The organism is Gynurincola endophyticus (assembly GCF_003991195.1).
Classification (GTDB): domain Bacteria; phylum Bacteroidota; class Bacteroidia; order Chitinophagales; family Chitinophagaceae; genus Gynurincola; species Gynurincola endophyticus.
Window position 1 is genome coordinate 565410 of record NZ_RCWL01000002.1, and the last position, 14895, is coordinate 580304.

At 38.1% G+C, this 14895-nt stretch carries 14 protein-coding genes; 8 read left to right on the plus strand and 6 right to left on the minus strand.

Annotated features, from left to right (window positions below; all coding sequences use genetic code 11):
• The first annotated feature begins 143 nt into the window (after positions 1-143).
• Both D9O48_RS06380 and D9O48_RS06385 read left to right on the plus strand, forming a co-directional pair.
• Positions 144-1016, plus strand: coding sequence for an AraC family transcriptional regulator (locus tag D9O48_RS06380; RefSeq protein WP_126971772.1), 873 nt, complete (start codon positions 144-146; stop codon positions 1014-1016).
• Between the two features lie 17 nt (positions 1017-1033).
• Positions 1034-1693, plus strand: a complete 660-nt coding sequence (locus tag D9O48_RS06385; RefSeq protein ID WP_126971774.1) for a GDSL-type esterase/lipase family protein — start codon at positions 1034-1036, stop codon at positions 1691-1693.
• Positions 1694-1721: 28 nt separating this feature from the next.
• Here D9O48_RS06385 and D9O48_RS06390 read toward each other — a convergent pair whose 3' ends face one another.
• The 4 genes from D9O48_RS06390 to D9O48_RS06405 all read right to left on the minus strand — a co-directional run bounded on the left by D9O48_RS06390 (position 1722) and on the right by D9O48_RS06405 (position 8701).
• Positions 1722-2855, minus strand: coding sequence for a cysteine desulfurase family protein (locus tag D9O48_RS06390; protein ID WP_126971776.1), 1134 nt, complete (start codon positions 2853-2855; stop codon positions 1722-1724).
• Between the two features lie 330 nt (positions 2856-3185).
• Positions 3186-4565: a phosphoglucosamine mutase gene (gene glmM / locus D9O48_RS06395; RefSeq protein WP_126971778.1), complete on the minus strand. Its 1380-nt coding sequence runs from the start codon at positions 4563-4565 to the stop codon at positions 3186-3188.
• A gap of 77 nt (positions 4566-4642) precedes the next feature.
• Positions 4643-6703 (minus strand): hypothetical protein, encoded by a 2061-nt coding sequence (locus D9O48_RS06400; protein WP_126971780.1) that lies wholly within the window; start codon positions 6701-6703, stop codon positions 4643-4645.
• 18 nt (positions 6704-6721) lie between these two features.
• Complete coding sequence (locus D9O48_RS06405) at positions 6722-8701, minus strand: LTA synthase family protein (RefSeq protein ID WP_126971782.1); 1980 nt, start codon at positions 8699-8701, stop codon at positions 6722-6724.
• Positions 8702-8848: 147 nt separating this feature from the next.
• Between D9O48_RS06405 and D9O48_RS06410 the strand changes: the two genes are divergently transcribed.
• The 3 genes from D9O48_RS06410 (at position 8849) to D9O48_RS06420 (ending at position 11814) form a co-directional block, all read left to right on the plus strand.
• Positions 8849-9469, plus strand: a complete 621-nt coding sequence (locus D9O48_RS06410; RefSeq protein ID WP_126971784.1) for a phosphatase PAP2 family protein — start codon at positions 8849-8851, stop codon at positions 9467-9469.
• 2 nt (positions 9470-9471) lie between these two features.
• Positions 9472-10770: a hemolysin family protein gene (locus D9O48_RS06415; protein ID WP_126971786.1), complete on the plus strand. Its 1299-nt coding sequence runs from the start codon at positions 9472-9474 to the stop codon at positions 10768-10770.
• A gap of 174 nt (positions 10771-10944) precedes the next feature.
• Positions 10945-11814 carry a carboxylesterase family protein gene (locus D9O48_RS06420; protein WP_126971788.1) on the plus strand — a complete coding sequence of 290 codons (870 nt, stop codon included), beginning with the start codon at positions 10945-10947 and terminating at the stop codon, positions 11812-11814.
• A gap of 35 nt (positions 11815-11849) precedes the next feature.
• Here D9O48_RS06420 and D9O48_RS06425 read toward each other — a convergent pair whose 3' ends face one another.
• Both D9O48_RS06425 and D9O48_RS06430 read right to left on the minus strand, forming a co-directional pair.
• Positions 11850-12035 carry an Arc family DNA-binding protein gene (locus D9O48_RS06425; RefSeq protein WP_126971790.1) on the minus strand — a complete coding sequence of 62 codons (186 nt, stop codon included), beginning with the start codon at positions 12033-12035 and terminating at the stop codon, positions 11850-11852.
• A 10-nt stretch (positions 12036-12045) separates the two neighbouring features.
• Positions 12046-12915 (minus strand): SPFH domain-containing protein, encoded by an 870-nt coding sequence (locus D9O48_RS06430; protein WP_126971792.1) that lies wholly within the window; start codon positions 12913-12915, stop codon positions 12046-12048.
• A gap of 91 nt (positions 12916-13006) precedes the next feature.
• On the opposite strand from D9O48_RS06430, the gene D9O48_RS06435 reads away from it, so the two are divergent.
• From D9O48_RS06435 to D9O48_RS18945, 3 genes are all read left to right on the plus strand, one after another.
• The gene (locus D9O48_RS06435) at positions 13007-13831 is read left to right on the plus strand and encodes an alpha/beta hydrolase (RefSeq protein ID WP_126971794.1); all 825 of its coding nucleotides are present in this window, start codon (positions 13007-13009) and stop codon (positions 13829-13831) included.
• Positions 13832-14074: 243 nt separating this feature from the next.
• Positions 14075-14251, plus strand: a complete 177-nt coding sequence (locus D9O48_RS18725) for a hypothetical protein (protein WP_158624834.1) — start codon at positions 14075-14077, stop codon at positions 14249-14251.
• Between the two features lie 303 nt (positions 14252-14554).
• Positions 14555-14890: a hypothetical protein gene (locus D9O48_RS18945; RefSeq protein WP_199750513.1), complete on the plus strand. Its 336-nt coding sequence runs from the start codon at positions 14555-14557 to the stop codon at positions 14888-14890.
• The last annotated feature ends 5 nt before the right edge of the window (positions 14891-14895 follow it).

The window sequence follows — 14895 nt, forward strand, 5'->3', positions numbered from 1 at the left end:
TTTATATAATACTATTTTAACATTATATTATACTAATACAGCAATTTATGTTCATAACCTACTTTAAGACAGCATAAAATCAATATTTCAGAAATTTTGCTCTAAGTTTATCTTTAACTTATTTATTATACTTTTTTAGCCATATGAGTATACTAAAAGAAATTACCCCACTTGCCAACGACGATTGCTTTACGATCTTCAGCAGAAGTAAATCTGCTTTTGATTTCCCTTATCATTACCACGATGAAATGGAAATCAACTTCATCCTCAATGCCAAAGGAGCTAAACGGATCATAGCCGGTGTTGAGGAAGAAATCGACGATATTGAACTCGTACTGGTCGGCTCCAACATCCCTCACGTATGGGAAACACATAAATGTAACAGCCTCGATATTCAGGAAGTAACCATACAGTTTCATAAAGACCTTCTTGATGACAAATTTTTAAGAAGGGGGCAACTGAAGTTCATGCGGGAGATGTTACAGAAGTCTAAATACGGTATTGCCTTCTCCAGAAACACCGCCCTTCATTTAAAGGAAAGGTTATTGTCTTTGCATACGAAACAGAACTTTGACTCGGTTATTGAATTATTATCCATTTTACACGACTTATCGATTTCCAGAAATACAAGGCTATTATGTGACGATTCGATGAGTAGTCCGGCTATTATATACAACAGCAGAAGAATTGAAAAAGTAATGCAGTACCTGCAAAGTAATTATGACAAAAATGTTCAGCTCAGCGATTGTGCCAAACTCGTTAACATGGCGGATGTTTCTTTCAGCCGCTTTTTCAAAAACAAAACCGGTATGAGTTTCATTGATACGCTGATTCAGATCAGAATCGGCAAGGCATCACGTTCATTAATTGATACTCACCAGACCGTTTCGGAAATTGCTTACAATTGCGGTTTTAATAATATTTCAAATTTCAACCGTAAGTTCAAGCAACTCAAAAACATTACTCCTGCCGAGTTCAGAGCCAATCACCGGAAGGGAAACAGAATTTTCATTTAACAAACCATAGCAATCACATGAGGATCGATTTAAAAAAAATTGTAGCAACTCTTTTTATCAGTATTTCAACGTTATCCCTTTTCGGGCAAGCTTATTACCAGGAAATACAGCGTTTTAAACGGGCAGATTCATTGTCATTTCCGGCTGCCAATCAAATTCTTTTTATAGGCAGTTCTACGTTTACCAACTGGAAAGATGTTCAACAAGACTTTCCCGGTTTCAACATTATCAATCGTGGATTCGGAGGTTCTAAATTAACCGACCAGATTTTCTATGCAAATGAAATTCTGTTTCCTTATCAGCCTAAACAGATAGTGATTTATTGCGGAGAAAATGATTTGAACAAAGAAACGAACGGAGATATTGTATTCGAACGTTTTAAAGAGCTTTATTATTTAATCAGAAAACAGTTACCCAAAACTCCGATTTTATATATTTCATTAAAACCTTCCCCCTTTAAACGTCCACATATGGAGGAGCTGCAAAAAGCCAATCATCGAATTGCAGCATTTATTAAAAAAACAGGAAAACGAATTGAATACCTGGATATGTACAGCTTAATGATGGTCAATGATACCGACATTATGCCGCATATTTTTTTAAGCGATAGTTTACATATGAACCGGGCGGGTTATGATATCTGGAAAAAAGCGATAGAACCGAAGTTGAAGAAATAAAAATGGCGGGTAAAACACCCGCCATTTTTTATACCAGTTCTTTTAATTTATTAATCACCTGATCAATTTCTTCTTTTGTATTGTTTTTACTGAAAGAAAAACGAACAGCTACGCGGTTCGGATCACCATTCAGTGCTTTAATGACGTGCGACCCCTGATTAGCACCGCTCGTACAGGCACTTCCTCCAGACGCACAGATATTGTTGATATCTAAGTTAAACAGCAACATTTCAGATTTTTCATTGATGGGAAATGAAGCACTCAATACGGTATATAAGCTCCTTTCATGATCTCCGTTAAAACTAACACCGGGAATGTTAGCCTTTAACTGATCACGCATATAAAATCGAAGGTCATTGATATATTGAGCATCTTTTTCGAAATGCGCTGTAGCTAATTCAAGTGCTTTGGCAAAACCGATGATACCATAAAGGTTTTCAGTACCGGCTCTCATGTTTCTCTCCTGCGAACCTCCATGAATATAAGGTTTGATTTTTACATCCTGGTTGATATATAATATACCGACTCCTTTCGGACCGTGAAATTTATGACCGGCACCGGTAATAAAATGCACAGGTGTATTTTTTAAATCAAAAGGAAAATGACCTACTGTTTGCACAGTATCGGAATGGAAAATAGCATCGTATTTTTTACAAAGCTCACCCACCGCGTGTATATCTAAGAGATTACCGATTTCATTGTTCGCATGCATTAAGGTCACCAAAGTTTTTTCGCTGGCATCTGCCAGTAAAGATTCCAGGTGCTCCATATCTACATGTCCGCTGGGTAAAATTTTCACATAACTCAACCTGGCCTCGCCGGTATGGTGTAAATGTTCTACCGTATGCAGGGTAGCATGGTGTTCAATCGGAGAGGAAATAATATGCTTGCATCCCAAATCTCTTACTGACGCCGTAATAGCCGTGTTAGAACTCTCCGTACCGCCGGATGTAAAGAATATTTCAGAAGGATGCGCATTCAGAATCTTTGCAACGCTCTTTCGCGCGTTCTCAATTCCTAATCTACTTTCTCTGCCATAAGAATAAATGGATGAAGGATTACCAAACTGCTCTCTCATGTAAGGAAGCATCGCTTCTAAAACTTCAGGGTCTAATGGGGTAGTTGCGGCATTATCGAAATAAATTCTATTCTTCACGCTCATAGTCTTGTTTTTACTAATCAGTTTCCAATGGATCACAAATTTCCTAAAATAATTTCTATTTCAATGCTGTTATTTGTAATATTTAGATTCCGTTAAGAGATGCCCTGCTTTTTTAAAAGGAATGAACTGAAAAAGGTATTTTTTATCGCTTTTTCTAATCTATTATTTCGCTAGACTTCCAACGGGCCTAACTATTAAGATACAAAATTTTCCAGACTTTACCAAACGTATTGATTTACATACAATTGAAGCCTGTTATTTTATCCGGTTTTTAGAAAATCAGGGGTATAGTATAAAAGAAAAAAGCTGCCTTGAGGCAGCTTTTTTCTTTTATTGGGCTTCTTTAATATCCCGCATTATTTTCAACGCTATGTTATTGGCGGTTGTTTCAAAATTACTTTCCGCATAAATCCTGATAATCGGTTCAGTATTAGAAGTTCTCAAATGTACCCAGTCTTCGTCGAACTCAATCTTTAATCCGTCTTCGGTATTCATAGGATGGTGTTTATACTTTTCCTGAATCTGCTCAAACACTACATTTACATCAATAGACGGATCCAGCTCTATCTTATTCTTCGAAATAAAGTAGTCGGGATATTTATTTCTAAAAGACTTTATACCATTTTTATGCTGTGCCAGTGCAGATAAAAATAAACCGATACCAATCAATGCATCTCTCCCGTAATGGAAATCAGGAACAATAATACCACCGTTTCCTTCACCACCGATTACCGCCTGGGTAGACTTCATTTTATTAACAACATTCACTTCACCTACTGCGGCAGGTGTATACACCCCTCCTCTTTGTATAGTGATTTCTTTCAATGCTTTGGTACTGCTCATATTGCTCACTGTATTACCGGCACGGTGTTGCAGTATATAATCTGCTACCGCTACCAGCGTATACTCTTCTCCGAACATTGATCCGTCTTCATTTACAAAACAAAGTCTGTCTACATCCGGATCAACAGCAATCCCCAGATCTGCTTTATTTGACTTTACAGCGTTACTTAATTCTGTAAGGTTTTCCGGTAAAGGCTCAGGATTGTGAGCAAATTTTCCGGTAACTTCTCCGTTTAGTAAAATAACGTCTTCTACGCCCAGTGCTTTTAACAACTGAGGAATCACCAAAGCACCGGTAGAGTTTACCACATCCACCACTACTTTAAAATTCTTTTCTCTGATCGCTTCAACATTTACCAACGGGTATGCAAGAATAGAGTCGATATGTTTCTGAAAATACTGATCGTTGGTACTAACGGTTCCGAGGTGATCAACATTTGCAAACTGATAAGCGTCATCGGCTGCAATCTCCAATACTTTTTTTCCGTCATCACCGCTGATGAACTCGCCTTTATCATTCAGTAATTTTAATGCATTCCATTCTTTAGGATTATGACTGGCTGTAATAATAATACCACCCCCCGCCTGCTCCCAAACCACTGCCATTTCCACAGTAGGTGTAGTAGACAAACCAATATCAATTACATCAATTCCTAAACCTACTAAAGTATTTACTACGAGAGATTGAACCATGTTACCACTTACTCTGCCATCTCTGCCGATTACTACTTTAGGGGTTTTATTTTCTTCTAACAACCAGGTACCATAGGCTGCCGCAAATTTTACGATATCAACAGGACTCAAGTTTTCTGCTACTTTTCCTCCTATTGTGCCTCTGATGCCGGAAATACTTTTTATAAGTGCCACTGCTCACATTTTTTAGGATCACAAAAATAGCTTTTTCCCTTTACTTCGGGTATAACTAGTTATGGGTAATTTCAGTCTTACCGCTCTTCTACCATAAAAATGGTAGGATTTGCGCTCACCGGCAGCTTAAATTGCCCGCCGCTGGCAGCTACAGAACTTACCTGATCACTCACTAAATCAATCTGATGGCCGGTTTTCGCCGATGATTTCAGATTGTAACTAATATTTTTTTTCGAATCTCTTACAGGCTGGTATACAAAATATGCTTTTTGTTGCGGTTGAGATTTGTGTTTGTATTTGTACACCCAAACATCCCCTTGTTCTGAAACAACAGATTCCGGAATATATTCTCCCAAATGCTGCACCATTCTGTCGATGTGATGCCACGATGGATAAGTTGAATATACCTGACCCGGATCCTGCTTCAACAAACCTGAGGTAAGGTATGTATTAGGAGTGGATAGGGGCTCCGTGTCTTTAATCCAGTAAATAATATACTGATCGAATCCTGAAAAGAAAATTGCATTGATCGCTCTAAGCAATACCACCCCTTGAGAGACTTCGGGAGATTGCTGGTCGATAATCGGCGCTGATACTTTACTTTGCTGATTTTTATCAAAGCCATATTCTCCGAGAATACATTCTACTTCCGGTTGTAATAGATAAGTTTGTTCTCTTACACGAGATAATTTTGTACGCAAAGAATCTTCTTCCGGCGTAATGCCTGCTTTTGCAGATGAAAACTTATCTCCGGCCAACTCGCCTTTTCCGTTATTGGAATAATAGTGAAACTGGATACCGCCATTCCACAAAAACTGCTGGTCTTTTCTTCCGTACCTGCTCAGAAAATCCAGTACTCTTACTCTGTTAAAGTCGATTCCTACCAGACCGGCCATCATGAGTTCACTTTTCTGATCTGCGTTTTTAATACCATGTCTGGCCCCGAGTGCGCCTTCATGGCCATCGTAATCAGCAGAACTCATTGCAAAATACTCCAATGGCGTCCAGTAACGCATACCTTCCCAATAAGCATCCGATTCATTTCCGTTTTCAAATACCGTCATGGTATTTCTACCGCTGAATCGATTAGAATTAACTGCCTGAATAAGATTGGTATCTACTTTGGTAGCGCCGTAAGCTGCAGCCATGTTCCATAGCATATTGGCATGCCGGCCGTAACTTTTCGGATCATGCGTCGGCATACCGGGTTGTGTTAAAGGAAAATCATGGTTATGCCCACCTCTTTCCATCAACCATTTCGGTACTCCTAAAAAGCTATACCATATTTTTTGTTTCACCATTTTTACAGAGTCGTCATACAATACATAATCGCCGGTTCCATTATTCCACCAACCGTTCGGAACAATATTGTACCTGATATTATCCGGATAATCTTCCTGTTTACCGATATCAATTTTATCATTGTTCATGTATAATCTTGAATACGTGAAGGGTGTCATATATTGCATGGGCGTGCCCTGATAGCAGTTCACTCCTAAAAACTCTTTTAACGACTTTTGTGGTAATCGGGCACCTTCATATTTTTTCGCGGGAGCTGTGGCAGCTGCCCCTGTTCTGCATCCGTATAATACCATCTCGGTAATATTCGCAGGACCGGCAAACTGGATCATTACAAACCGGGTATTGGATTGAATGTCTAATCTTTTCCAACCGCCACCGAAACTGCTTTTATTAGACAAGAAAGAAGCGTGTAAAGTCCATTCTAACGGAGAACCGGAATAAATACTGATACTGTCGCCCGAGCTGGATTTATCATATAAAAACACGCTCGAAATATCATAATCAGTTCCGAGGTCTACTACAATCCGGCTGCCTATTCCAGGTTTGAAATACATCATTCCGCCTGATTTCGGGTGAGGGTTTGTGTTAGGAGAACCATTAATTCCGTTTAAGGGGTCCAGTTCTTTTGATTCATCGAATAAAAAGTATGGGTCACCACCGTTTACTCCTTTATATCCTGACAGGTCATACACCCATTCAGGATAAATTTCTTCAATTTTTTTAGGTTCAGCACATTGAATATTACCGGCATTCTTAACAGCTATGGTTTCAATCTGTGCGTTACCACAACTATACATAAAAAATACCGGAATCAGAATAAGGCGAATAAATTTCATAACAATCATTTTAAAGCATTACTGTGCAGCTGCTTTTTTATTATTTGTTAAAAGATATTTAGCGGTTTCATAGAATGCTTCAGTGTAATTCTTTAGGATGGGAAGAATTGAGTCTTTAGTATGTTGATCAATCGGATCGTTATGGATGATAGAGCCGAGTTCTTCGTGGCCTGAACCTTTCATACTCACACGCATTCTGAAATAATAGTCGCCGGTTACTATACCGGTTGCTTTGGCATCGTGATCATAAATATAGGCAAAAGGTGTCAATGTTGTATCGAGCAGGTTCTTACCAAAAGTGGTATTATGATAAGAAATACCAATATAAGAAGCAACGGTAGGCAACAGGTCTAGCTGTGAAGCCGGAAAATGAAAACGTTTAGGTTCCATGCCTTTTTGATAAATCAACATAGGCACATGCATTGCATTTAACCTTAAATCTGTAAATGCGTTGGGTAGTAACTCTTTTGCATTTCCCGGAATGCCGTGGTCGCCGACAATGGCAAAGACCGTATTTTCAAAATAAGGTTGCTGAGAGGCCAGTTCGAAAAATTTCTTCAGGCAATAATCGCTGTAACGAAAAGCATTAAACTCTTCATTTGATTCAAAGCCATATTTCTTTAATGAATCTAATGGTAAAGTAAGCGGTTGAAAGTCAGGAATATCAACAGAAGGAATCGTATACGGGCGATGATTACCGGCGGTTTGTATCACTGCAAAAAAAGGTTGATTGGTAGTTTTTAGCAATGCGTTTGATTCTTCGAACAAGCTTTTATCTGAAATACCCCAAACATCCACAACGGGCGATTGAAAATAGGTATCCTCGTAAATTTTTATTCCTTCAATATTGTTATTCAATACGCCACGAATATTAGCCCACGAAGTGCTACCTCCCAGAAAGTATTTTTTTTCATACCCTTTAAAATCATTGATAATGGTATTTTGATCTACTGCCAATGGATTTCTGGAAGCTGTTTTTTGTTGTTCAACATCCGGTGCACCGGTAATGGTTCCCCATACGCCTCTGGCAGTACCGATGGTCGGAGTGAAAGCACGGTCAAAGAAATAACCTGCTTTACTTAAACTATCAAAAAAAGGTGTGGTATTTAAAGGGTTACCAGAAACAGAACTTTTATAATAGCTGAACGACTCCATGATAATCACCACCACATTTTTTGGTGCAGGATTCGCTTCCGGTACAACTCTTAAATATTTCAAAGGAGTAGCCGGATCCAGATTCAACCATTTAGCTACTACCGGATAGGCTGTTTTGACTTTTTCAGGATCAAAAGTTTTTTGACGGAAGTTCAATGTATTAAAAAACGATTCGAACGGATTTAAAGCTATACTGGCTTTAAAATCATCTCCTAAAGCAAATGCATCGCTCCATCTCAGCGGATATTGATTGATTCTTCCGAAAATAGAAACACCCATCAGCAGGAAACAGCTGATGGCATAAATAAGATCCCATTTCTGCCGGTAAGAAATCGGTTTATTCAAAAAAAACACATATAATTTTCTAAAAATATAATTCAGCAAAAAGAGGAAAACCAGCATTCCCAATAACATGCGGATAACCGGATAAGATTGCCATACCATTTCTAAAGCGATGGCAGTATCTTCCAGTAAACTCAGCGCCCCTGCGTTTAAACGTTGATTCAGATAAGCATAATGAGAGAAATCTACAACATATACAAATACCAGAACCACACTCACTACCCACATGTAAACCAGAATAATCTTTTTAAAAAGAGGTAAATGCAATTTCGACTGCATAAAACTCATAAAGAGGAATAGTGGTAAAATACATATTAAAACCAGGCGTATATCAAATCTTAATCCCAACAAAAAAGCAGGGAGTACATCAGTAAAAGCAAGTTGTTCAGCTTTAAACAATTGAAAAAACACCAACCGTGCTAGTGAAAGAACGATTAAAAGAATACCTGCAACACTGGCCAAGAACTTCAAATATGGAGGGAAAACTTTCTTTTGTTTCATAACAGCAAATAAACACCAAAATTAAATTTTACATTCAAAACTTGTCTAAATATGAAATTATTTATAATTTAATTAATTATCTTAGAGAATGTAAGCTTTTGGCTATACTTTTGTGCATTAGCCGAACTATGGTCTATAATTTTTGGTATGGAAGATCCTTATAGTACATTTTACTTATTAAACCTTTGGCATTACATTCAGCCATATGATTTCTGGTTGATACAAAAAATCAATCAAGATTGGAGCAACAGTTTTTTTGATACTGTGCTGCCTTACTTAAGAGAAACCCGCACCTGGATTCCTCTTTATCTATTTCTCATTTTCTTTGCTGTTTTAAACTTTGGTAAAAAAGGTTGGTGGTGGGTTTTTGGTGTAATCCTGACAGCCGCAGTTGCCGATTTGGTCAGCAGTCAGCTCATCAAACAAACGGTGATGCGTTTACGTCCCTGCCAGGACCCCGAGGTGGCACCGTTTTTACGTTTTTTCGTAAGGTATTGTCCGATGAGCTCGAGTTTTACCTCATCGCATGCAACCAGCCATTTTGCCCAGGCCAGTTTCTTTTTTTATACACTTTATCCCATCATGAAAAAATGGGGTTATGTTTTTTTTGTATGGGCAGCCAGTATCGCATTTACGCAGGTTTATGTGGCCGTACACTATCCGTTCGACGTAGTTTGCGGTGCTATTTTAGGAACATTTTTAGGTTGGACAATCTATCAACTCTACACACGTAAATGTGGTAAACTATCTATTGATTCAATTCGCTAAGTATGGACGAGTTACTTATAATATTAGGATTAATTATCTTGAATGGCATATTTTCTATGTCTGAAATCGCCTTGGTTTCAGCTAGAAAAGCAAGGTTAGAGGGACAAGCCAATAAAGGCGACAAAAGAGCCAAAGAAGCCCTCAGTCTGGCACAAAGCCCCGAAAAATTTTTATCAACCGTTCAAATCGGTATTACCTTAATTGGCATTTTAACGGGTTTATTTTCCGGCGACAGTGTAAAACAAAATCTGGTAGAGTTTCTAAAAGATTATCCTAGCCTGGCTCCTTACGCCAACGGTCTGGCTACCGGACTGATCGTTATCGTTATTACTTATTTTACATTGGTGCTGGGCGAGCTGGTTCCCAAAAGAATCGGACTTTCAAATCCGGAAAAAATAGCCAAGATCATCGCCGGCCCCATGCGCGTGATCAGTATTATTACCTATCCTTTTATCTGGATTTTAACAAAATCCAGCAATATCCTGATTAATATATTGGGAATTAAAGCGAAGGATAATCAGGTAACGGAAGAAGAGATTAAAGCGATTATCTCAGAAGGTACCGAACAGGGTACCATCGAAGAAGCAGAACAGGAAATTATCGAAAGAATCTTTCACCTCGGTGACCGTAATATCACTTCGCTGATGACCCACAGAAGTGATATCAAATGGTTTGATCTGAATGATAATGAACATTCTATACGTGATAAAATATTAAAAGAACCGCATTCGGTGTATCCGATTTGCGATGGGAATATCGACGCTATTAAAGGCGTCATCAGTTTGAAAGATTTATATGTCAGCAACGACCTGACTCTTTTCAAACAGATCATGAAACCGACGTTGTTTGTTCCTGAACATATTACAGCCTATACGGTCCTTGAAAAATTCAAAGAATCAAAAATCCATGCTTGTTTTATCGTAGACGAATATGGAAGTATTCAGGGAATGATCACCTTAAATGACATTCTTGAGGCTATTGTGGGTGATATGCCGCAACAGGATATCGAGGATTACGAAATTGTTGAAAGAGAAGACGGAACCTTTATCGTAGATGCGCAGATTCCTTTTTATGACTTTTTGAGTCATTTTGAAAAAACAGAATGGATGAATGAAGGTGAACAGGAGTTTGATACGCTGGCGGGATTAATTTTACATAAGTTAGAAAGAATTCCGAGTACCGCCGATACCTTTGTATGGCAAGGATTTAAGTTTGAAATTTTAGACATGGATGCACAAAGGATTGATAAAGTATTGGTAACTGTACCAGAAGAAATACTGAATAACCTGAGAGATAACTAAACAAAAACACTTATAAAAAAGCTTCGGAAAATTCCGAAGCTTTTTTTGTACATTTATTAAAAGATTACGGAAAATACGGACCGAAAAAAATACTAAAAACTACGCTTGATTCGTATTATTAATGGCACCATCTTTGGTCAGTACACAAATCCGTTCACTTTTTACGTTCAATGTATGAATAACCTATTGAAAATACTACTAATCTCAGCATTAGTATGGGGTCTGGCCTCTTGTAATAAAGAAGTAGTACCAGAAGAACCTCAGGAGGAGGAAAAAACTCCTACACCCACTCCTACCCCTACCAATCCGTTTAACAGTCAGGTAGAAACCGCGAAACCAACAGCCGTAGATATTATCGAAACAGTTAACTCGAATATCGGGGGCTTCAGGGCCAGTATCCCTGTTCTTTATTCCAAAACCGATAAAGCATATCCATTAATCATTTTCATTCACGGTATTGGAGAATTAGGAAACGGCACCACTGAATTAAGCAGAGTGGCCAATATTGGAATCTCTTCGCTCGTTACCAAAAAAACACTTCCGGCAAGTTTTAAAGTCAACAATGAAAACTTTTCATTTATTGTGGTTTCGCCACAATTCAAAAAATGGCCGAGTGCTGATGACGTCAATGCATTATTAGTACACGTTTCTAAAAAATACCGCATTGATCCTAAAAGAGTATATGTAAGCGGCTGTAGCATGGGTGGTGGAGTTACCTGGGAGTTTGCGGCAAAATATCCTGCTAAAGTAGCTGCCATCGTTCCGATATGCGGCGCAGGTTCATTAAACGATGCGCAGGCAAAAGCACTGGCAAATAACAAAGTGGCAGTTTGGGCATTCCATAATAAAGATGATGGTACCGTTACAGTGAATAACACCATCAATAATATTAATAAGATCAACAGTAATAAACCAACGCAGTCTATCATTCAAACCCTCTGGGATACCGGTGGGCACGATGCCTGGACAAAAGCAACCGGTTTAACTTATAAAGAAAATAACATGAACATCTATGAATGGATGCTCAAGCAAAAAAGACCATAAAGGGTTAACCCCTCTTCCGGCTAACCGGAGAGGGGTTAATTATTTTCAGAAGGAGGTGTATCCTCTTTTTGTTTTTTAAATCTGCCGGACTTCTTCAAAGACTGATCAATGATCCACTCCAGCTGTCCGTTCACACTGCGAAACTCATCACTTGCCCACTTTTCAAGTAACTCATAAGTTTCTTCGTCAATCCTCAATACAAAATTCTTTTTAGCTCCCACGACAAATAATTTATTGATATAATGTTCCTGTATTCAAAACAGGTTGAGCAGATTTTTCACCACAAAGCACTACCATTAAATTGCTTACCATGGCAGCTTTTTTCTCTTCGTCTAATTCAACAATATGTTTTTTAGACAACTGCTCCAAAGCCATTTCAACCATACCAACAGCACCTTCAACAATCTTAGCACGCGCACTTACAATTGCATGCGCCTGCTGACGCTGTAACATAGCTCCTGCAATTTCAGGCGAATAAGCCAGGTGAGAAATTCTTGCCTCGCGTATAATAATACCGGCCGGCGCTAATCGCTCATTTAACTCCTGCTCTAATAAATTATTCACAGCCTCACCCCCATTACGCAAAGTCAGCTGATCATTATTACCGTCGAAATCTTCATACGGACAGCTTGTTGCCAGATGACGAATGGCAGCTTCACTCTGAACCTTTACATATCTGGAATAATCATCCACATCAAAAGTAGCTTTATACGTATTGGAAACCTGCCAAACGATAGCTGCTGCAATTTCGATCGGGTTCCCCATCATATCGTTTACTTTCAATTGTGAACTTTCAAGATTCTGTGCACGTAATGAAAGCCTGGACACACCATACAGAGGGTTAACCCATAATAAACCGTTTTCTTTTACAGAACCTACATATTTACCGAAGAAAGTACAAACACGTGCATGGTTAGGATGAATAACCATAACACCTTTAAAAAGAAAAATGCTGACTATAAAAGAAAGAATAGCGTAAAAGGCAAAAATTCCTTTTTCCTGTATGCCGGCATTCACGAAAAAATAAACACTAAGACCTAATAATGCTAACGCTACCAAAAGCGCTAAATAGCCTGAAATTGGTTTGAATACTTTTTCCATATAGTTTGATTTAATATCAAAATGATATCAAAAATATACATTTTGAATAACAAATCCAAATATTATCTTTGATATTACTAAAAGGTTCATTATGAAAAAGTTACTCTCCCTAGCGCTGATTTTCTGGAGTTTTACTGCTGTTGCCGGAAAAGTAGATACGCTTGCCATACGTAGTCAGGCGATGAATAAAGACATTGCCACAGTAGTAATTGTACCACAGAATTACTATGCAGCCGTTGCTGCCGGAAAAAAATATCCCGTTCTTTATCTGTTACATGGTTATTCAGGTAATCATGCCTATTGGATTAAAGCCGCTCCGTTTTTAGCCACTAAAGCAGATGAACTCGAGATGATCATTGTTTGTCCGAACGGACAAAACAGCTGGTATTTTGATGCCCCTCAAAATCCGGCACTTCGATTTGAAACTTTCGTTGCCAATGAATTGGTAACGTATATCGATAAAAATTTTGCAACAATTCCTGACCGTTCGGGAAGAGCCATTACAGGTTTAAGTATGGGTGGTCATGGTGCACTATATTTAGCAACACGCCACCAGGAAGTATATGGTGCAGCCGGAAGTATGGCCGGCGGTGTAGACTTCAGACCTTTTCCTGAAAATTGGGAAATTAAAACCGCCTTGGGCACTATAAAAAACAATCCGGAAAACTGGCGGATAAACACAGTTGTACACCAGGTAGAAAATTTAAAACCCGGAAAACTTGATTTAATTATTGATTGTGGCCAGGAGGATTTCTTTTTTGAAGTAAACCAACAGTTGCATAAAAAACTGAATGAACTGAAAATACCACATGATTACACAGTACGCCCTGGTGAACACAATGGCGAATACTGGACGAATGCCATTCGTTATCAACTGGTGTTTTTTGCTGATTATTTTAGTAAAAGAATCAGGTAATCTATTTCAGTTTTTAATAATCTTTTCATCAACCTCTTGCGAATGTCGCAAGAGGTTTTTTTATGTCGTAAAAAAATAATTCAGATTTATATCATCTGTTCAACTGGCAGATTCGTAAATAATACAGAATACTTGTTTTATTGACAACAACTGCATAAATAAAGAAAGAAATAATAGTACAAAAGCTGAATAAATAAGTTTTTAAAAGGAGATTCCTTTTAACACTAAATCAAAAAATTAAACATGAAAGAAACAGATGAGATTAAAGCATTAAAAGAACTGGCGAAAAAAATAAGGAAAGAGAAGAAAAGTAAGGAAGAGATTCTGGCTTTTTTTCAATCAGCCAAAATATTAACCAAAAATGGAAACTTTACAAAACCATACAAAAATCTCAATAAAATTTTCATTAATAAAAAATAATCTATGTACAGAAAAAGACCCAACTTAATGATTGGATTTCATGGATGTGATTTAAAAACGAGCAACAGGCTAGTATTTAATCCACAACATATTAAGATAAGTCAGTCTGATTACGATTGACTAGGTCATGGCTTTTATATTTGAGAAAATAATTTACAAAGAGCTCATCAATGAGCATTTGATAAGAGTAAAAGAGATGCTCGTTTCAAACCATCAGTAGTCGGAGTAGTTTATACGCTCGATAATTGTCTTGATTTTACCGATTCGGAATTTATTGAATTAATCAGCTGTTATTTTGAAGCAATGAGAGCTGAATTACAATTATATGGTAAGATTCTACCTCAGAATAAAAATAGCAAAACCGACCTATATCATGACCTGATTCTTCGAGAACTTGACTGCTCAGTAATTGAATACCTACATACTCAGATTGCGCTGCAAATCAGTTCAAAAGAGCTATTCGAACAAACGATGATTCATCAATCTTTTGATACGGTAAGAGGAATCTTCACCGAAGGCGGGCCTGCATTTGAAGGAGCGGGCATTCAGGCAAAAAATCATATTCAGGTCTGCATCAGAAATCTTAATTGTATCAAAGGATTCTTTATTCCCAGAAAGGAATACCGGTTTCCCCGGTAGTGCTC